This window comes from Metabacillus crassostreae (genome assembly GCF_016908395.1).
GTDB lineage: Bacteria > Bacillota > Bacilli > Bacillales > Bacillaceae > Metabacillus > Metabacillus crassostreae.
The window spans coordinates 668,227-685,306 of record NZ_JAFBDU010000002.1; the positions used below are offsets into that span (position 1 = coordinate 668,227).

Annotated in this window: 21 protein-coding genes; 13 read left to right on the top strand and 8 right to left on the bottom strand. The window is 33.3% G+C overall.

Annotated elements, in window-relative coordinates; translation table 11 throughout:
- Positions 1 to 361: 361 nt before the first annotated feature.
- Complete coding sequence (locus JOC75_RS10805) at positions 362 to 715, bottom strand: YlbF/YmcA family competence regulator (RefSeq protein WP_204954052.1); 354 nt, start codon at positions 713 to 715, stop codon at positions 362 to 364.
- Positions 716 to 904: 189 nt separating this feature from the next.
- Positions 905 to 2,038: a DUF445 domain-containing protein gene (locus tag JOC75_RS10810; protein ID WP_420828027.1), complete on the bottom strand. Its 1,134-nt coding sequence runs from the start codon at positions 2,036 to 2,038 to the stop codon at positions 905 to 907.
- Between the two features lie 119 nt (positions 2,039 to 2,157).
- Between JOC75_RS10810 and JOC75_RS10815 the strand changes: the two genes are divergently transcribed.
- From JOC75_RS10815 to JOC75_RS10840, 6 genes are all read left to right on the top strand, one after another.
- Positions 2,158 to 3,513, top strand: coding sequence for a YheC/YheD family endospore coat-associated protein (locus tag JOC75_RS10815; protein ID WP_204954054.1), 1,356 nt, complete (start codon positions 2,158 to 2,160; stop codon positions 3,511 to 3,513).
- 50 nt (positions 3,514 to 3,563) lie between these two features.
- Complete coding sequence (locus JOC75_RS10820; protein WP_204954055.1) at positions 3,564 to 4,661, top strand: YheC/YheD family endospore coat-associated protein; 1,098 nt, start codon at positions 3,564 to 3,566, stop codon at positions 4,659 to 4,661.
- A complete protein-coding gene (locus JOC75_RS10825) occupies positions 4,654 to 6,027 on the top strand; it encodes a YheC/YheD family endospore coat-associated protein (RefSeq protein ID WP_204954056.1) in 1,374 nt (457 codons plus the stop codon). Before JOC75_RS10820 ends, JOC75_RS10825 begins: the two co-directional genes overlap by 8 nt.
- Positions 6,014 to 7,051 carry a YheC/YheD family endospore coat-associated protein gene (locus tag JOC75_RS10830; RefSeq protein ID WP_204954057.1) on the top strand — a complete coding sequence of 346 codons (1,038 nt, stop codon included), beginning with the start codon at positions 6,014 to 6,016 and terminating at the stop codon, positions 7,049 to 7,051. Before JOC75_RS10825 ends, JOC75_RS10830 begins: the two co-directional genes overlap by 14 nt.
- Before the next feature lie 65 nt (positions 7,052 to 7,116).
- Positions 7,117 to 7,326 carry a YheE family protein gene (locus JOC75_RS10835; RefSeq protein WP_204954058.1) on the top strand — a complete coding sequence of 70 codons (210 nt, stop codon included), beginning with the start codon at positions 7,117 to 7,119 and terminating at the stop codon, positions 7,324 to 7,326.
- A 47-nt stretch (positions 7,327 to 7,373) separates the two neighbouring features.
- Positions 7,374 to 7,562 (top strand): hypothetical protein, encoded by a 189-nt coding sequence (locus tag JOC75_RS10840; RefSeq protein WP_146949538.1) that lies wholly within the window; start codon positions 7,374 to 7,376, stop codon positions 7,560 to 7,562.
- Positions 7,563 to 7,646: 84 nt separating this feature from the next.
- Here JOC75_RS10840 and JOC75_RS10845 read toward each other — a convergent pair whose 3' ends face one another.
- The 3 genes from JOC75_RS10845 to JOC75_RS10855 form a co-directional block, all read right to left on the bottom strand.
- Positions 7,647 to 8,633 (bottom strand): class I SAM-dependent methyltransferase, encoded by a 987-nt coding sequence (locus JOC75_RS10845; RefSeq protein WP_204954059.1) that lies wholly within the window; start codon positions 8,631 to 8,633, stop codon positions 7,647 to 7,649.
- Entirely contained in the window at positions 8,623 to 9,954 is a 1,332-nt protein-coding gene (locus tag JOC75_RS10850) for an FAD-dependent oxidoreductase (protein ID WP_204954060.1), read from the bottom strand. The genes JOC75_RS10845 and JOC75_RS10850 overlap by 11 nt, the downstream gene beginning before the upstream one ends.
- 114 nt (positions 9,955 to 10,068) lie before the next feature.
- A complete protein-coding gene (locus JOC75_RS10855; RefSeq protein WP_204954061.1) occupies positions 10,069 to 10,209 on the bottom strand; it encodes a hypothetical protein in 141 nt (46 codons plus the stop codon).
- A 193-nt stretch (positions 10,210 to 10,402) separates the two neighbouring features.
- Between JOC75_RS10855 and JOC75_RS10860 the strand changes: the two genes are divergently transcribed.
- Positions 10,403 to 11,302, top strand: coding sequence for a PucR family transcriptional regulator (locus JOC75_RS10860; RefSeq protein ID WP_204954062.1), 900 nt, complete (start codon positions 10,403 to 10,405; stop codon positions 11,300 to 11,302).
- A 140-nt stretch (positions 11,303 to 11,442) separates the two neighbouring features.
- A complete protein-coding gene (locus JOC75_RS10865; protein ID WP_204954063.1) occupies positions 11,443 to 12,555 on the top strand; it encodes an ABC transporter ATP-binding protein in 1,113 nt (370 codons plus the stop codon).
- 49 nt (positions 12,556 to 12,604) lie between these two features.
- Here JOC75_RS10865 and JOC75_RS10870 read toward each other — a convergent pair whose 3' ends face one another.
- Positions 12,605 to 12,847 carry a hypothetical protein gene (locus JOC75_RS10870; RefSeq protein ID WP_204954064.1) on the bottom strand — a complete coding sequence of 81 codons (243 nt, stop codon included), beginning with the start codon at positions 12,845 to 12,847 and terminating at the stop codon, positions 12,605 to 12,607.
- A gap of 509 nt (positions 12,848 to 13,356) precedes the next feature.
- Here JOC75_RS10870 and JOC75_RS10875 point away from each other — a divergent pair.
- The 3 genes from JOC75_RS10875 to JOC75_RS10880 all read left to right on the top strand — a co-directional run bounded on the left by JOC75_RS10875 (position 13,357) and on the right by JOC75_RS10880 (position 14,674).
- The gene (locus tag JOC75_RS10875) at positions 13,357 to 13,578 is read left to right on the top strand and encodes an alpha/beta-type small acid-soluble spore protein (RefSeq protein WP_146949545.1); all 222 of its coding nucleotides are present in this window, start codon (positions 13,357 to 13,359) and stop codon (positions 13,576 to 13,578) included.
- Between the two features lie 182 nt (positions 13,579 to 13,760).
- Positions 13,761 to 13,883: a hypothetical protein gene (locus JOC75_RS24255; protein WP_275580299.1), complete on the top strand. Its 123-nt coding sequence runs from the start codon at positions 13,761 to 13,763 to the stop codon at positions 13,881 to 13,883.
- Positions 13,884 to 14,053: 170 nt separating this feature from the next.
- Complete coding sequence (locus JOC75_RS10880; RefSeq protein WP_204954065.1) at positions 14,054 to 14,674, top strand: NAD(P)-dependent oxidoreductase; 621 nt, start codon at positions 14,054 to 14,056, stop codon at positions 14,672 to 14,674.
- Positions 14,675 to 15,273: 599 nt separating this feature from the next.
- Here JOC75_RS10880 and JOC75_RS10885 read toward each other — a convergent pair.
- Positions 15,274 to 15,591, bottom strand: a complete 318-nt coding sequence (locus tag JOC75_RS10885) for a YbjQ family protein (RefSeq protein ID WP_146949547.1) — start codon at positions 15,589 to 15,591, stop codon at positions 15,274 to 15,276.
- On the bottom strand, positions 15,572 to 15,775 hold the full coding sequence (locus JOC75_RS10890; RefSeq protein WP_146949548.1) for a hypothetical protein: 204 nt from the start codon (positions 15,773 to 15,775) through the stop codon (positions 15,572 to 15,574). The genes JOC75_RS10885 and JOC75_RS10890 overlap by 20 nt, the downstream gene beginning before the upstream one ends.
- Positions 15,776 to 15,981: 206 nt before the next feature.
- On the opposite strand from JOC75_RS10890, the gene JOC75_RS10895 reads away from it, so the two are divergent.
- Together JOC75_RS10895 and JOC75_RS10900 are read left to right on the top strand one after the other, a co-directional pair.
- A complete protein-coding gene (locus JOC75_RS10895) occupies positions 15,982 to 16,299 on the top strand; it encodes a hypothetical protein (RefSeq protein ID WP_204954066.1) in 318 nt (105 codons plus the stop codon).
- Positions 16,300 to 16,484: 185 nt separating this feature from the next.
- Positions 16,485 to 16,997, top strand: coding sequence for a universal stress protein (locus tag JOC75_RS10900; RefSeq protein WP_204954067.1), 513 nt, complete (start codon positions 16,485 to 16,487; stop codon positions 16,995 to 16,997).
- Positions 16,998 to 17,080: the final 83 nt, after the last annotated feature.

A 17,080-nucleotide genomic window follows, 5' to 3' on the forward strand; every position in this document is an offset into this window, starting at 1 on the left:
GTTATGTCCCTTTTAGTAAAAATAGAACAATCAGTATTTACGAAAGGCTGTTTTCGTAAAGTTTGTTGTTTTTAGAATCATGATGGAAACAATTCTGTATAAAGACTAGTGGCATCTTTTCTACTACAAATCGCACCTTCTATGCAATATCACACTGGTTACAACAGATAATGACGTCTTTTTGCAACAAATCTTTCAGAAAAGAGCCTTAAGAAAAGTGGAAACGCCTTGTTGAATAAGACAACCTTGTAAAAGACTTCCCAGAAAAATGAATGCGTGTAACAGAAATCAGCCTCAATGTTTATAAATCCTAATAAAAAAACAGAATGGAAAAATCCATTCTGTCATTTTTATGTACTTATTATTGCTCCATGCTTCCGTACAATTCTTCTAGCGGCTTCATGATAATTTTATTTAGCTCTGTAACTACCATGCTTAAACGTTGTTCAGCTGCCATTAATTGTGAGATCGTTTCATGCTGCTGAACAAGTTGAACTGATTTTTGTGCTTGTTCAATTTCTTCTTCAGAAATTTCTTGTCCAGACATTTGTTTTTGTTGAAGACCCAATTGAATGTTACGGAAGTTCTCAAACATCTTACTAGCTGATTCATCCGCGTTTACTTGATCATAAAGCTTACGTAAAGCTTTGAATTCATCACTTTCTCGTAAAGCTTTTTCTAAATTGTATGCAACATCATATAAGTTTTCAGGCATATGATGAGCCTCCTTTCTAGTTTTGACCCATGTAGGCTCTCCCCTACACTATAACAAACTATTTGAAAAATATCATATTATGCATGTGAAAAGAGGAATATTTCAAAAAAAGTTCTCTATTGAAATTTCAATAAACACTATAAAAGAGGAATACACGTTCATGTACAGTGCCTCTTCTTTCTTTTAAAATTAAAACAACATAACAATAATTGCTTGAAAACCACCGATAATTCCACCAAGTAGAGCACCTAAATACGTAATCATTTTAAATTCTTTGCGAGATATTGAGAGGATCATATCTTCTAAGCGATCAACAGCAAATGTTTCTACTTGTTCTTTGACAACATCCTCTAGTTTCAGCCTTTTCATCATCTCTTCCAAATGAGATACAAGATAATTTGTTGTTAATTCAATAGCTTTAGGCAGCCATTTGTTAATTAATATTTCCTCATTTGGCTTTAAATACGTTGAAAGGGGCTTTGTTAATAAATCATTAGCATTTACTATCTCAACAATACGATCAATAAGGCCTGATCCCTTTTCAATAACTCCCCATTTTGCATCAATCTCTTCAAGTGTCATTTCTTTAATAGTCGTCCACTCACGCGCTATTAGTGTTGTTAAAAGATTTTTCGTTTCTTGATTTTTTAGGAACTTGACGACTTCAGGTTGAACTTTATCAACTAGACTATCATTTCCAAGAAACATCCCAATCATATTACCCAGCATTCCTCTTGTTGATAAAAAGTCTTCAATCATCTTTTTAAGCTTCTGTTTTCCTTCAGTACTTTCAAAGTATGTTATTCCTTTTTCAGTAATGAACGAAGCAACCTTTGGAATTGCTATATATAGTTCATCTTCCACATGATCTGGCACAATTTCTTGCAGGGATTTCTTCTTATTTTCACTTATCAATTCATTATATTTACTTTGGGCAAACTCCTTTACCTTACTATTAATAAGATCGTTGGAATTTTCAATAGATAAAGCTGTCATTATTTGCTCTGGTGTTTTGTCTGACTGTGTAAGCTTTTTAACTTGAATTTCTCCCCAAGATTTTATTTGCTCTTGAAATTGTGATTGAAGAAATTTCCGTTTAATACCTTCTGCTGTCAATAGGTGCTCAACGACCATTTTTCCAAGCTGATTAGCAAGCTCCTGTCTTCTTTTTGGAATAAGTCCTGGTGTAAACGGTACTCGTTTTCCAAAAACAAAAATAGGTTTATAAGGTCGAAAAAGCATCTTAATTGCTAATGAGTTTGTTACTCCTCCAATTGCTGCACCAATACTAATCATGATTAATACTAAAAATAAATCTTTCATCACCATCTACCTTCCACCACTTCACCGATTTTGATTCCTTTTCATACGATGTCTTATAAACTTCAGCCTATACACATTATAGAGCTTGTCTTAACACCGAGCAAATGAGGGATTTGCACATGAAACAAGAATTGATTGAACTATCACCATTATTAACAACTTCCAGACCTTATATTTGTGAAATCACTGAGGGACTTCGCAAGCATCTAGGTTTGTCTAAATACCTTCAATCCTTGAAAATTAACTGTGGAATGCATACTGTTACATGTCCAGTCGTATTAATAAATGAGGATCATTTAAGTTTGTCTCTCACTGATAATATTCTAGATGAACTACATTTGCCGAAACAATCTCTTAAGCTACAAGCAAAACAGATTGACTCTGCTCAAATTAGACTTGGACCAATTATTGGTGTGTTAACAGAGATTTCAACAAAGCAAGGATTGAATTTTGGGTCTATTCATGATTTTTGTCATGAACTTGCCCGTTATTGTCATGCTAATGGATGCTTACTATATATTTTTTCTCTAAAAATGTACAACAAAGATCATATGGCAGGCTACTGCCTTACTGACAACAAATGGGTCAAAACATCTGTACCATATCCAGATGTCGTCCACAACCGAATTCATTCTAGAAAACTAGAAAAATCTAAAACATTTTTATCCGTTACATCTGATTTTATTGAAAATAAGACTCCTTATTTTAATGATCGTTTTTTAAATAAATGGGAGGTACATCAAATTTTATCAGCAAGTGAGCATCTCGTTCCTTATTTACCCGATAGTAAGTTACTCGAATCTAAAGCTATATTAGAACAAATGCTTCACGACAAGAAGGATGTTTTTATAAAGCCTATTAACGGAAGTCAAGGTAAGCGAATTTTCCGAGTGATTGAACAAGAAGATACCTCTTACTTATTAGATTTCACTACCTTTTCTGGAGAAATAAACAAAAAATATGATAGTTTTTATCAACTTTTCACTTCTCTTTATCCTAGATTAAAAAGAGAGGGTTTCTTAGTACAGGAAACAATCAATCTAAAAAAATATAATAATCACACATTAGATTTCAGATTTTTATGTCATAAAAAAGATCAGCAAAATTGGAAAGTTTCCTCAAGCGTTGCGCGAATTTCCGGTGATAACCAATTTGTTGCAAATCTTGCAAGAGGTGGGAGTATTCATCAAATCAAAAGTTTATTAGATGAGCTTTATGGTGAGAGAGAGAGCTTGCATTTACGAAAATTATTAGCGGAATTATCACTTGAGATTGTTGAAGTAATCTGCATCCAAGCTGGTGGTGAGTTTGGTGAATTTGGGATTGACCTTGCATTAGATGAAGAAGGAAAACCATGGATTATTGAGGTGAATACTAAGCCTTCTAAGTCAGAGGATGATCCTAAAAAGGGCAAGGTTCGTCCTTCCGCACGAGCGATCATAAACTACTGCCTTTTTTTGTATAACAAAAATTAGTTTTCTTTCTTATTTAGATGGAAAAAGAAGGAACGAAGGGAATGACGTAAATGCAAAAGCAAACATTAGGATTTTTGGTTATTAATAAAAAGCATGAAAACACGTATATCACTGAGATTGCAAAAAGAAGTGAGTATTTTAATATAGAATGTGTACGATTTGAACCTATGTCAATTGATCCTGCTTCTTTACTTATTAACGGAGAGAAATTCGATCCACCATCACAGCAGTGGATAAGTTCATCCTTTCCAATTCCCTCTTTTATTTATGACAGATGCTTTTATAATAGTCATCAAGCATCAAAAAAAGGCAAACCAATTGTTGAATGGCTTAAGAAGAATCCTACTACCACTTTTTTAGGATTTGGTTTACCCGATAAATGGCAGGTTTATACTTCGTTAAGAGGTCAACAAATAATAGATTCCTATCTTCCACAAACAGAGCTCTTAAATGATCCAATTCAAGTGATCAAGCATTTAAAAGTAGCAGGACCTTGTATTCTTAAACCTATAAATGGCTCAAGAGGTGTAGGAATTATTGCTATTAAGCAAACCTCAGAAAACATTACGATTACTTATCATAAAGGTCATGATAAAAAAATGAAGAATTTTTCAACACTAAAGGATTTATCAAAATGGTGTGAAAAGCTTATCTCTCAGCAAGCTTATTTGCTACAACCCTTACTTCCATTAACAGATGCTAACAATTACCCTTTTGATATCAGGTTATTTCTGCAAAAAAATCAAACTGGAGAATGGAATTTAATTGAAAAAGGAATTCGCAAAGGATATCACGGATCATTTTTATCAAATTTAAATAGTGGAGGAGATCCTTTAAGCTTTGCTGATTGGTCTCAATCATTAACATATAAGCAAAAATATCTACTTGAAGATGAACTAGCAACAATTATCGATTACTTACCTCTATTACTGGAAAAGCAATTTAAACAGCTGTTTGAAATCGGTGTTGACATTGGCTATGCACAAGATGGTTCTATTTGGATACTTGATATCAATTCAAAGCCTGGTAGAAAAACATTTACCAAAACAAACCCTAAATTAAAAGAGAAGCTTTATAATGCCCCATTAAAGTATTGTCAGTTTCTTAGTAACGATCCAACCGCTAAAGGAGTCGAGATAAATGACTGATATTTATTCTATCAATACATCAAACTCCGAAGATTTTATTGTATATCTCCCATTAATATCAAAAAAACATGGTGAGATTAACACAATATCGTTTGGCACAATAAATATTTCGTGTGAAGTTCAATATCTGCCTGAGCTTCAAGATTCAATTGTTATCTCAGAGCAGCTCTGCAAAGAACTTCAGCTTCCGAAAGATGGAAAAACTCACTTGATTTTTCATGAACAAAATCTCCACCTTGGACCATTAATTGGGATTTTCACAGCCGGTTTTACTGATTCACCTCTAAGACCTATTGGAGAACGTTCATTATTTTTTGCTAAGTTTTTATCTCTTGATCAGTCAATTGGGTTATTCACTTTTGTCTTTGGAGCTCATCATATTGATTGGGAAAATGGAACTGTTGAAGGGTTCACACATGGTAAAGACGGCTGGAAAAAATGTAGCTTTCCCTTTCCAAATGTAGTCTATGATCGATTACCCAATAGAAGAATTGAAAACCATCAAGCTCTTAAATTAGTAAAAAAACGGTTAACCGAAGAATACTGTATTCCATGGTATAATCCAGGATTTTTCAATAAATGGTCTGTGCACCAGCTACTTATTAAAGATATGAAAGTCGCAAAATATCTTCCTGAAACTATTCAACAACCTACAATTAGCCAAATGGAAGAATTGCTTTCTATTTATCAAAATATCTATTTAAAGCCTGAGAACGGAAGCTTAGGTCTTGGTGTTTTTCAATTAATGTATTCCCGTGAAGAGAATACATATTATTCACGATATCGAGATGACAACGAAATAAATCGTTTAAGAAAGTACCCATCAATTGAACATTTTTTAAAAGTAGCTTTTAAAGACCGACTTTTATCAAATTATTTAGCACAACAAGGAATTAAGCTCATTCGCTTAGATGGAAAATCCATCGATTTTAGAATTCATACAAATAAAAATGAGCATGGAGATTGGAAGATCACTGCTCTTGCTGCAAAGGTAGCAGGAAAAGGCAGTGTAACAACTCACTTAAACAATGGTGGTGTTGTTAAAACATTAGAAGAAATCTACGATGACCCCACAGAACGCTTAAAAGCATTTCATGACTTAACTGAAGCTGCTATCCTTTTAAGTGAAAGTATCGATCATTCAATTCCTGGTTTTATAGGAGAAATTGGATTTGATTTCGGAATAGATCAAGAAGGAAGAGTATGGATGTTTGAAGCAAACTCAAAGCCTGGAAGATCCATTTTTACACATCCAGAACTAAAAGATGCAGACCTCTTATCAAGAAAGAGCTCTCTGCAATACGGATATTATCTGACAAAAAAAGCGATTTTTTCCCCAGAGGATATTATAAATGAAGAAGTCTAATCTTTTTCCGCTAGTTGGAATTCTAGCTAGTAAAGGTAGAAAAAGTAATAGCTTCTGTGGTGATGCTGTCATGTTTAAAGCGATACAAAAGGAGCTTATGAATAAAGGTGGTCTTTCCTTTGTCTTTACAACAGATGATCTACATGATAACAGGATAACAGGTTATGTATTTTCAGAAAAAAATCAAAAATGGGGAAAGACATCTTTCCCTTTTCCACCTATCATCTACAATAAAATTTCATCTAGAATGGACGAAAAAACAACTGACTTTATAAAATTAAAACAAGCCTATCAACAAAAAAATAAGACCTTTTTTAATCCTTGCTTTTTTAACAAATGGCAATGTTATCAGGCTTTAACAAAAGAACAAAAACTTCAAACATATCTTCCAAAAACATGGCTTCATTCAAACAGCTCATTTATCCTGGACTTACTTAAGTTTGGTGCAATTTATGTAAAGCCTATAAAAGGACGTAAAGGTAAAGGGATTTATAAGCTAAGCGAACAAGATAATACGTACTATATCTTTACTAAAGATACCTTCAAAACTTATCATAAAAGGTCCTTCTTGGATGAACTTGAAGACATTATCCATAAAGATTATATTTTGCAACAGGAAATTAAAACAGATACTGTAGAAGGCTGTAAATATGATTTGAGAATTCATTGTCTATATTCTTCTGGTTCCTATCAGATAACAGGTATTGGTGTAAGAAAGGCAGCAAAAAATTCAATTATCACTCATGTTCCAAATGGAGGAGAAATCATTTCATTGGCTAATGTAGAGGATAAAGTTTCCATTAACGAGCTGAATCACCTTACAGACCTTGTGGGTAATTCCCTTAGTAAAAGGTTTGGATTTGTTGGTGAATTTTCAATGGATATCGGAATCTCGCCACATGGTAAACCTTACATATTTGAAGTGAATTCAAAACCTATGTTATTTGATGAAAAAAACATCCAGAAAAAAAGAATAACTTACCTTACTGAGCTTTTTATTGAACTTGCAAATAAAAAACAATAATTACCAAAAGGGATTTCTCCTTTTCATGCCGTATATTTTATATAGCTAGGAAAGGAGCGAGAAAATTGATTACACATTTTCAATATAAACCTTTATTTAAACAAGCAAATTTACCAGGCTGGAGAATCTCCTTTTATTTTCGAGGTACTCAATACGATGGAATTTATCATAAAAATGGGCAAATTGAATGGGGAACTATTCAACCTCCAAAGGAAGAAGAATTAGCGATTCATACACAAATTCATGAATTAATGCTTTTTCATGTATATGAATGATACAAACTCCTAACGTACAAAATACTTTGTATGAGGAGGCATAAAAAATGACTGACAAACATGATGATGTAAAACAAGATGTGAATTATGAAGGAAAGAACAAAGCCTATCTAGATATTGATCGAATGATTAACGAAGGCCTTTCTGGTGGCTCTGTTCATATGAGAGAGGAAACAACTAATATTGAAGAAGCTAGAGATCTAAAAAAAGAGGATCCACCTTTTGAAGCGGAATGATTAAAAGCAAGTAAAAATCCCCCTTATTATATATGACTAACTTGTCCTTAAACCAATAAGGGGGATGGCTTTTTATTGAAACTCTCACTTCTTCAATGTAATAAGATACCAGCCTGCTTCTTTCACAAGAGGTGAAAATGATGTTACCCCTAGGTCTGCATTTCCAGCAATTTTCTTAATCTCTTTTTTTGTAGGCAAAGGATAAAGGTTTTCATAAGCAGAGAAAAAACTATTAAAAATACTCGAAAATTGCTTTCCATGCTTCCCATTTTTGATCGGAGTTATGATCGATATTATACCTCCTTCAGATAGCCACTCCCCTATATGTGTAAAAAGCTTCTGTCGTTCTTCTTTTGATAAATAATGTAGTAAATTATGAACCAAAACCAAGTCAGCTTCATTGTCAGGAATCCAGTCAAAAACATTTTTACATTCAATGTTTACTTTATCTAATGAATCAGACCTAGCTTGGGCTTCCAACGCAACTTCTTCGTTCACTTCTAACCCATGCATATTTATTTGTGGATATTTATCTGCTAGTCTTTGTAAATACCCACCATGTCCACAGCCTACATCAACAATTTCTTGTATCTTATTTTTCCTCACTAATTTTGATATTTTCCTTAAAGCTATTTGCTCCAACATTGAGGAGGTTTGCGCCACTACCGTTCCATGTAATTCCTCGTTAAAGACATGTTTCTTATTCGTTTTCATCATTGAAGGGTAACTTAAAAGGGTAGGAATATGTAATTCCATCATTTCTTTTAAAATGGCCCCAGTTGAGCGTGAATTTTTCTTTGGTGCTGGTAACATCATTTTCTTTATCGTTTGGAATCTTCCTTTTGATCCTTTTTTTATATAAGAAATAGCTACACCAACATCAATCCATCTTTGTAGGAGATCTTCTTGTAAGCTATATTGTTCTGCTACTTGAGAAACTGTTTTCGGCTTTTTAAATGCTGTATATAAATTTAATTCATACCCTATGTACGCATGCCAGCTGTATAAAAATGGTATGTTTCGTTTCATCCAACCTCTAGCTTTGATTATTCGAATATACTCAGTAATCATTTGCAACTCCTCCTTTATATCTCCATGGATAATCCTCTTTCATTGTGAACAAATGATCAGATTGAAGCATTTGTTCCTTCTGATAAGAACGCGCTGGTAATAAACCAAGTTGAATAAATCTTTCATATAAAGACTCTTTCCACATTCCTAATCCTGAAATATTTAGCATTTGCTTGTAATGAAGCATATGATCTTTTTCCATCTGTTTAAACCCTCGACCACGTATTTTTGTAAAATAACGAAAGGGCTTTGAGTAAGCAAGTGCTGCTAAATGACTAAGGTTTAATAAATGATCAACTCTAGGTTTTCTTACTTTTTCGAACAAGCTAAGATGCTTTTCGGAATAATCATTTTGTTCATCCATCCAGCAAATTAAATCACCTAAAGCATCACCATCTTGAATTGCTAAATTCATCCCTTCACCAGCCATTGGATGTACAGTATGTGCTGCATCACCGATGATCACCTTGTTGTGTTTAGAATAATCTTTTGCATGATATTGAAAGGGAATCATTAATTGAATTTGCTTCCAGGAAGGAATTTGATTAACATAAGTATCTAGCTCAGGACAAAGAGAAATAACTCTATCAAAAAAGTCTTCAATCCCCTTCTCCTTAATTTCCTTATATTGTCCTGAAGGTATCAAATAAACGGACCTTACCTTATTATCAGGTAAAGGAAATAAGCCTAAAAATGTATCTTTGGTGGAAATCATTTTTCCTTCTGTTAAATCACTCGGTCTAGGAAAAGTTACAGTTAAGAAATGATGATCGTACATTTGCTCTTTGATATCATTTCCAATGTACTGTCTTACTTTTGATCTCCTTCCCTCTGCCCCGACAAACATCTTTGCATTTATTTGTAGAGTTGACCCATTATAATTAATTAAGGCTTTACCTTCATCAACAAATTCTGTAAACCTTGCAGGTTGATAATAATGAAACGTAGTATATTTCATCGCATTATCCAATATAATTTTCTTTAACTCTTCATGAGGAATCATTAATCCATAGTTATACGGCGTACTGATCACGCGATAATCCATCTTTGATTTTCCTCTTTGCTGATAATAGCCTGATTTATTTTTCTTTTCTACAACTGAAATGGTGTGAAGTGGATGTCCATTCTTTCTAATTTCTTCTACTATATTTAATCTTCGAAATATTTCTAAGCTCTTCGGCTGTAACAGTTCCCCCTTATAAGTATGGGAGCTTCCCTTTTGCTGCTCAACTACAGTCACATCGATTCCACACATCGCTAGCCTTAAAGCAACAGTTAGACCACCAACTCCTCCACCAATAATCAAAACATCTGTATTCACCTACTCACCTCTTTAATCGTTTGTTTTATATTGATTACCCCTGCTAAAAACTCAACGAAACATCCAAACTCTCTACTAATGATTTCTCTTAAGACATAAAAAGACTGACATTTGTCAGTCTTCATCACATGATTGTTTTCCTAATTTAAATTGATCTAAAAACTCGTTATATCCTTCTATCTTTCCTTCTATCTTCGCAATTGTAATCTCGTCTAAATTTTCCTCATCTAGCTTTTGACAATTTTCCTTTATCATTGTTTTACATAAGATGCTATTGCCGTCTCATTAAATGTTTCTAGCATATTAAAGCCTCCCTATTATTCGCTTTATTCTTCTTTACCCTTTTTAAAAAAAGAATAACTTGTGACAATCATTCAATTTCCTTTTAAGCGATCCATTTCTTTTCTATAATGTTTATAAGACTTATTGCGCGAAATGAGGAGATTTTATGCTAGAAAAATTAATGCAACATTATAAACATGCTTTGACAACAAGTTATTCTCCTAATGATTCAACATATGAATGGTTTCAAACTGAACTTGGACAAACCTTTGGAATTCTAAAGTCTTCTCTATCAGTAACTGAAAAAAAATTACTAGTCACTCTTTTTCACCAAATCCAAACAACTAATGAAGACAACTTTTCAGTTAGTCAGCAAAAATGGTACGACTTTTTGTTTTCAGAAAAACCAATGGATAATCCTCCATTAGCTGCTGAACAAAGTAATGTTCGTTTTTACTATTTTTATTTAACAAAACCAATTGATGATAAGCAAAGCTTTGAGGAGGCAGTTCAAGGTATATTAAATTCAGATCTTATTATTTGGTTGAACACCTCTCAAGGTATCATAATTGAAGAAAAACCCACTGCTATTTTAGAAATGGATTCCTTAAAGAATTTAAGTGATACATTAACAAGTGACTTTTATGTGGAGCCATTCTTATACATTGGACAACTTCAAAAAAATGACTCTTATCTTAGAGAGAAGTTCAAGCAAGAGCAAAACTGCTTTCAAACTGTACATCATACTTCAAACCGTGAAAGAGTGATAAGCTTTTATGAAGCGCTTCCCTTACTTGTGCTCAAGTCACCTTCAAAAATTAGTGAAAAATTACTATCAAATCATTTAGTAGAGGCTCTTGAGGATAATGAACTTATTCATACAATAGAAGCATTTCTTCAATCAAACTTAAACGCATCGTCAACAGCAAAAAGATTATTTATTCATCGAAATAGTCTACAATATCGTTTAGAAAAACTATTGGAAAAAACAGGTATAGATATTAGGATTTTTTCAAATGCAGCGTTTATATTTTTAGCAATAATGGTTGCTCGCTTAGAAGATTAATCATTACTATTTTCATTAAATTACAAGTTGCACAAAAAGGCTGATATTTTTTCGTGCAACTTGTACGTTTACTTTATTCTTTGAAATCCCTTACAATGAAGTCAAGTTAAAACGCTTTCAGAAATAAGGAGGAATAGAAAATGGCAGAGATTCAATTAAACAATATTTATAAAATTTATGATAATAAAGTAACAGCAGTAGAGGATTTCAACCTTCACATTCAAGATAAAGAATTTATCGTATTCGTTGGTCCATCTGGTTGTGGTAAATCAACTACACTTCGTATGGTTGCAGGATTAGAAGAAATTTCTAAAGGAGATTTCTTCATCGATGGAAAACGTATGAATGATGTTGCACCAAAAGATCGTGATATCGCAATGGTATTCCAAAACTACGCTTTATATCCACATATGAATGTTTATGACAATATGGCATTTGGATTAAAGCTTCGTAAATTACCTAAAGACGAGATTGAGCGTCGTGTAACAGAAGCAGCAAAAATCCTTGGTCTTGAGCAATATTTACAACGTAAACCAAAAGCTCTATCTGGTGGACAACGTCAACGTGTTGCACTTGGTCGTGCAATCGTTCGTGATGCAAAAGTATTCTTAATGGATGAGCCTTTATCTAACCTTGATGCTAAGCTTCGTGTAGCGATGCGTGCTGAAATCACGAAACTACACCAACGTTTACAAACAACTACAATTTATGTAACACATGACCAAACAGAAGCAATGACAATGGCTACACGCCTTGTTGTATTAAAAGATGGTGTAATTCAACAAGTTGGTTCACCTAAAGAAGTTTATGACAAGCCTGAAAACTCATTCGTTGGTGGATTCATCGGATCACCTGCAATGAACTTCTTCAAAGGTACACTTGGAGATGGTAAATTCACAATGGGATCTACAATTGTAGATGTTCCAGAAGGTAAAATGAAATATCTTCGTGAGCAAGGATATGTAAACAAAGAAATCCTTATGGGAGTTCGTCCAGAAGAAATTCATGATGAGCCAGTATTCATTGACTCTTCTCAAGGATCAAAAATCACAGCGAAAATTGAAGTAGCTGAATTAATGGGTGCTGAAACAATGCTTTACTCTGAAATCGATGGGCAAACTTTCGTAGCACGTGTTGACTCTCGTACAGATGTTAAACCTGGTCAAGAGCTAGAACTAGCTTTAGATATGAATAAAGCTCACTTCTTCGATATTGAATCAGATTTAAGAATTCGTCCAGCTGGAGAAAAATAATTAGATAAACAAAAGCCATGCTCTACTTGAACATGGCTTTTTTCTTGGTTTATTCACCTATAGATTTAGTTTCTTGATGCTGACAACCAAGACAATAAAAGTAATGGATACACTCGTGATTTTCTAAAGACTTTTCATAACCATCAAATAATTTCATTATATCTATATCCATATATGCACTATAATCATCAAAATAATCTATAACCTTTCCTTGATCTTCCATTAAACTTTGACAATTAGGACATTGAAATGACTTCGTCTCAAATCCATTACATAAAGGACATAACCCCATCCTTTCATCTCCTTTAACTCTAACTCTTCATACAATTAGATTCTCTCAATATTGGCTCAATTATGTAATGTTCAAAAGCTGATGCATTAGTAACCTCTGTTAATACTTTTATTTAGAATAAAAATATTAATGTCACTCTACTGCTCCATTCCACTATACTGAATTCACATCAATAAATTATCTTTAATAAATCTACGTTACTCAAGCTTTTTTATTTAGTTCAAATTGATAAGAATTAAAGCCTTTCATTACTGTGGTTACAACATCGGAGATATAATGAGATTCTTTATTTTTTTATATGAGAAAAATTTACCAAAAGAAATGTGTATATAAATTAAAAAATCATCCATAATACTTAGTAACAACAAAGCAACACACATTATTAACTAAAAGCAAATTAACTCGATGGGTTACGCTGAGTTAGGCGGTGAAGGACAACACTTCATAAGTTTGGTGCAAATCCAACTAACCCAACCATTAAAAAACTATTATGAGGAGATGAATGACAGATGGCACAAAACAGTTCAAACAACAGCAATTCGTCTAACCAACTAGTAGTACCAGGAGCTTCTCAAGCAATTGATCAAATGAAATATGAGATCGCTTCTGAATTCGGCGTTAACCTTGGTGGAGAAACTACTTCTAGAGCTAACGGTTCTGTAGGTGGAGAAATCACTAAGCGTTTAGTATCAATGGCTCAACAATCTATGAGCGGTTATACTCAACAATAACAATTAAATATATTTGGCTAAGAGGCTGGCACTTTGTGTCAGCCTCTTCTTTTTGTGGATTTTTTCACGGTAATAAGTATCAAACAAGTTGTGAAAACCATATAGTATAAAAACATCCATTCTTCCTTTTTAACTATCGATATTCGATCAACTAGGAAATCATAAAAAAGGAGCGGATAATTATGCTCGACTCTGTAGATTGGAAGCAAGTTGCTTTTGTTGGATATACTTTATTTCATGAATATGTTGTTTATATACGATTTCCCCAGGTTTATTACTGGGAAGAAGCTAAAAAGAAGCTATAATTTAATTTTAAGGGCTGACAGTTTTTATGTCGGTCTCTTTTTTATTAACCCCATATTAAGATGCCTATAATTTTTATGACCATACAAATATTTTTTATTTTTCTCTAAATAAAGTATGATCTTAATAAGAAGTTTTTTCTGACACATAAATTGGTTTAGAGGTGAAATAAATGAAAGTTGCATTATTAGGGGCTACAGGTCGGGTAGGTAATGAAATTTTATCTTTTCTTTTAAATGATAAATATGAGGTTTCAACTTTAACTCGTTCACCAGAAAAAATACATACTTCTTCTCCATTTCTATCTGTAATAAAAGGAGATGCAAAAAATTACGAAGATATCCAAAATGTTATCGATGGTAGCGATCTTGTAATTAGTGCTTTAAACACTGACGGCAGTGATACTCTTTCAATCGCTACCCCACATCTTATAAAAGCGATGGAGAAAAAAGGTCACAATCGCATCATTACGATTGGAACAGCTGGGATTTTACAGTCACGAATAGAACCAGAAGTCTTTCGATTTCAATCAAGTGAATCCCGCAGAAAAACAACTAGAGCAGCCGAACAGCATTTAACAGCATTTCAGCAGCTCAATGCCAGCTCACTAAATTGGACAATCGTCTGCCCAACATATCTACCAGATGGTAAATTAACAAAAAGATATCGCTATGAAGCTGATTTCCTACCTGAAGCTGGAAGCGAAATCTCAGTACAAGATACTGCGCATTTTGCATTTAAACAAATAGAAAATCAGGAGTTTGTAAAAAAGCGAGTAGGTATTTGTTATTGATTTTTGAGCAATCTTTCGCATGATTGAAGTCCTTTTCTCTCGTTTATTTATTTACTAGAGCTCATTATTTGCTCGATGTTGCCCTTTACATACATTCATCCACTGGCTTATGTCATAGAGCTCATAAAGGACATAAGCGAGAGGTAAGCCTGAGTATATGGTTGTCATAAAGCTGATGAAGGACATGAGCGAGAGGTAAGCCTGAGTATATGGTTGTCATAAAGCCGATGAAGGACATGAGCGAGAGGTAAGCTCGAGGAAATGGTCGTCATAGAGCTGATGAAGGACTTGACTGGTAAGCCCGATGAAATGGTCGTCATAGAGCTGATGAAGGACATGAGTACCAATTTTATTAAAAGTTATTTTTGTACATTCATAAATAATCAAAATTGGACATCGTTAGCTTGGCATTTACACTTAGGTCTTCATCCACTCAATGATGACCTTTCACTCACCTATTCGCCTTACTTATAGCGACTCAAAAAAGATAACTTCACATTTTAAATATGATTTCCCACCATTAATAGCTTAAAAAAAGAGGTGAAATCCTAGTTGGATTTCACCTCTTTCTTCAACATACATCTCAACAATCACATCGATCATTCTTCTATTGTAACAGCTGTACCATAAGCAATTATTTCTGATGCATTTTGCATAACAGCAGACGATTCTAATCTCATACAAACAATTGCATTTGCACCTTTTGCCTTTGCATCATCAACCATTCGACCAATTGCTTTTTGTCTAGCTTCTTCCATCATTTCTGTGTATTCCTTTAATTCTCCACCGACAATGGTTTTTAACCCAGCCATTATATCTTTACCTATATGTTTTGATTGAACTGTGCTTCCTCTAACAAACCCCTTATATTCTTTTGTTACTTTACCTGGTACTGTTTCAGTAGTTACGATAATCACTTTCATCATCCTCCTTTTTTTCATCCAGCCTAAGCTTAATAAATGCAACAAGTAAGACAGCCAATGATAGGAAATAAACAAGAAACAATCCAATTGCAATAGTTATATTAATAAACAAAAATATAATGCCAATAATCTGGGTGAAGACTGCAGTAATCATACTTATGTATTTTACTTTTTCCATCTTCATCTTCCTTTCTTAACACTACTTTAACTATACCTTTATTTAGCAAATTATTGAATTTTTTTTATTATTTTATTAACTACTTTTTTATACAATCAACTAGGACTTTTTTATCATTTTATTTTGTAAGTGTTTTTATTTTATGAAGTAGAGGTATTTAACGACTAACAACAAATTACAGAAACTTTAAAATGGAGGTTTTTGAAATGAACAAGCAATTATCTTTTAACTTGCAAATAGAAAATCAATTACGTATAGATCAAGTTATTAAAATCAATCAGCTCGCCAAATCATATAACGGTAAAATTTATTTACTAACTAAAAATAAAAGTGAAATAAACGCTGGTAGTCTCCCAACTTTAATTACATACCTTTTAACAGTAAAAAGTGGACAGGTCCTTAATGTAGTAATTGATGGTCCCTATCCTCAGCTTAAATTAAATGACTTAAGACAGATTTGTTCTTCAACAGTTATAAAGAAAAGTCAGAAGGTGTTACAGCCAGCATTGAAAATGAAAATTTAAATTAGTTTGTCTAATACCTATTTACAAGGTGGTGAGATTTAATGTTACGAACGATTTTTATGATTGTCGGTGCCATTGTCGTAATTAGCTTTTTAATTGGTTTAATCTTTTAACATCAAATTCAATGATTAGATTTATGGATATAGGGAAATTAACTAGTATCCCATAAGAAAGGATGATAGAACTTGAAAAAATTTCAACATTTAGTTGTTGCATATGATGGAACTGACGATAGTAGAGAAGCACTAGACCTTGGAATTGATATGAGCAAACAATTACAATCATCTCTTTCGGTTGTTAACATTCAAAAAGAAACAACTTTTACTGAAGTGACAAACAGTGACAGATCTGGCGTGCTCCCACCTTCTAGTACACCTCCAGTTGGTGGCTTGAATCATTATCCAGTTGTACCAGTTCCAATAGAAGAACCAGATACGAGAGAACGTGAGTATTCAGAAAAAGAAGCAGCTTTAAAAAGTGAAGCACAGCGAATATTAGATGATCATAATGTTGATGGAGAAGTTAAGGTGGCATATGGTGAACCTTCAGATGAAATCGTCAATTATGCTAAAAACAATGATGGCGATTTGATTATCATCGGCAGTAGAGACATAAGTGGATTGAAGCGACTTATATTCGGTAGTGTAAGTGAAAAAGTATCCCACAGTTCAACAATTCCCGTGTTAATTGCTAAATGAAGTAGAGACTAAAATCTCTGCTTCTTTTTTATTGTAGGCATTAAAATAATCTTTTTCTTAAATAATAGAATCAAATTCTATAG

Bases quoted from the DNA above. Each gene is read 5' to 3' on its own strand.
- JOC75_RS10805 (WP_204954052.1), bottom strand. From the start codon at position 715: ATGCCTGAAAACTTATATGATGTTGCATACAATTTAGAAAAAGCTTTA.
- JOC75_RS10810 (WP_420828027.1), bottom strand. From the start codon at position 2,038: ATGAAAGATTTATTTTTAGTATTAATCATGATTAGTATTGGTGCAGCA.
- JOC75_RS10815 (WP_204954054.1), top strand. From the start codon at position 2,158: ATGAAACAAGAATTGATTGAACTATCACCATTATTAACAACTTCCAGA.
- JOC75_RS10820 (WP_204954055.1), top strand. From the start codon at position 3,564: ATGCAAAAGCAAACATTAGGATTTTTGGTTATTAATAAAAAGCATGAA.
- JOC75_RS10825 (WP_204954056.1), top strand. From the start codon at position 4,654: ATGACTGATATTTATTCTATCAATACATCAAACTCCGAAGATTTTATT.
- JOC75_RS10830 (WP_204954057.1), top strand. From the start codon at position 6,014: ATGAAGAAGTCTAATCTTTTTCCGCTAGTTGGAATTCTAGCTAGTAAA.
- JOC75_RS10840 (WP_146949538.1), top strand. From the start codon at position 7,374: ATGACTGACAAACATGATGATGTAAAACAAGATGTGAATTATGAAGGA.
- JOC75_RS10845 (WP_204954059.1), bottom strand. From the start codon at position 8,633: ATGATTACTGAGTATATTCGAATAATCAAAGCTAGAGGTTGGATGAAA.
- JOC75_RS10855 (WP_204954061.1), bottom strand. From the start codon at position 10,209: ATGATAAAGGAAAATTGTCAAAAGCTAGATGAGGAAAATTTAGACGAG.
- JOC75_RS10860 (WP_204954062.1), top strand. From the start codon at position 10,403: ATGCTAGAAAAATTAATGCAACATTATAAACATGCTTTGACAACAAGT.
- JOC75_RS10865 (WP_204954063.1), top strand. From the start codon at position 11,443: ATGGCAGAGATTCAATTAAACAATATTTATAAAATTTATGATAATAAA.
- JOC75_RS10870 (WP_204954064.1), bottom strand. From the start codon at position 12,847: ATGGGGTTATGTCCTTTATGTAATGGATTTGAGACGAAGTCATTTCAA.
- JOC75_RS10875 (WP_146949545.1), top strand. From the start codon at position 13,357: ATGGCACAAAACAGTTCAAACAACAGCAATTCGTCTAACCAACTAGTA.
- JOC75_RS24255 (WP_275580299.1), top strand. From the start codon at position 13,761: ATGCTCGACTCTGTAGATTGGAAGCAAGTTGCTTTTGTTGGATATACT.
- JOC75_RS10880 (WP_204954065.1), top strand. From the start codon at position 14,054: ATGAAAGTTGCATTATTAGGGGCTACAGGTCGGGTAGGTAATGAAATT.
- JOC75_RS10890 (WP_146949548.1), bottom strand. From the start codon at position 15,775: ATGGAAAAAGTAAAATACATAAGTATGATTACTGCAGTCTTCACCCAG.
- JOC75_RS10895 (WP_204954066.1), top strand. From the start codon at position 15,982: ATGAACAAGCAATTATCTTTTAACTTGCAAATAGAAAATCAATTACGT.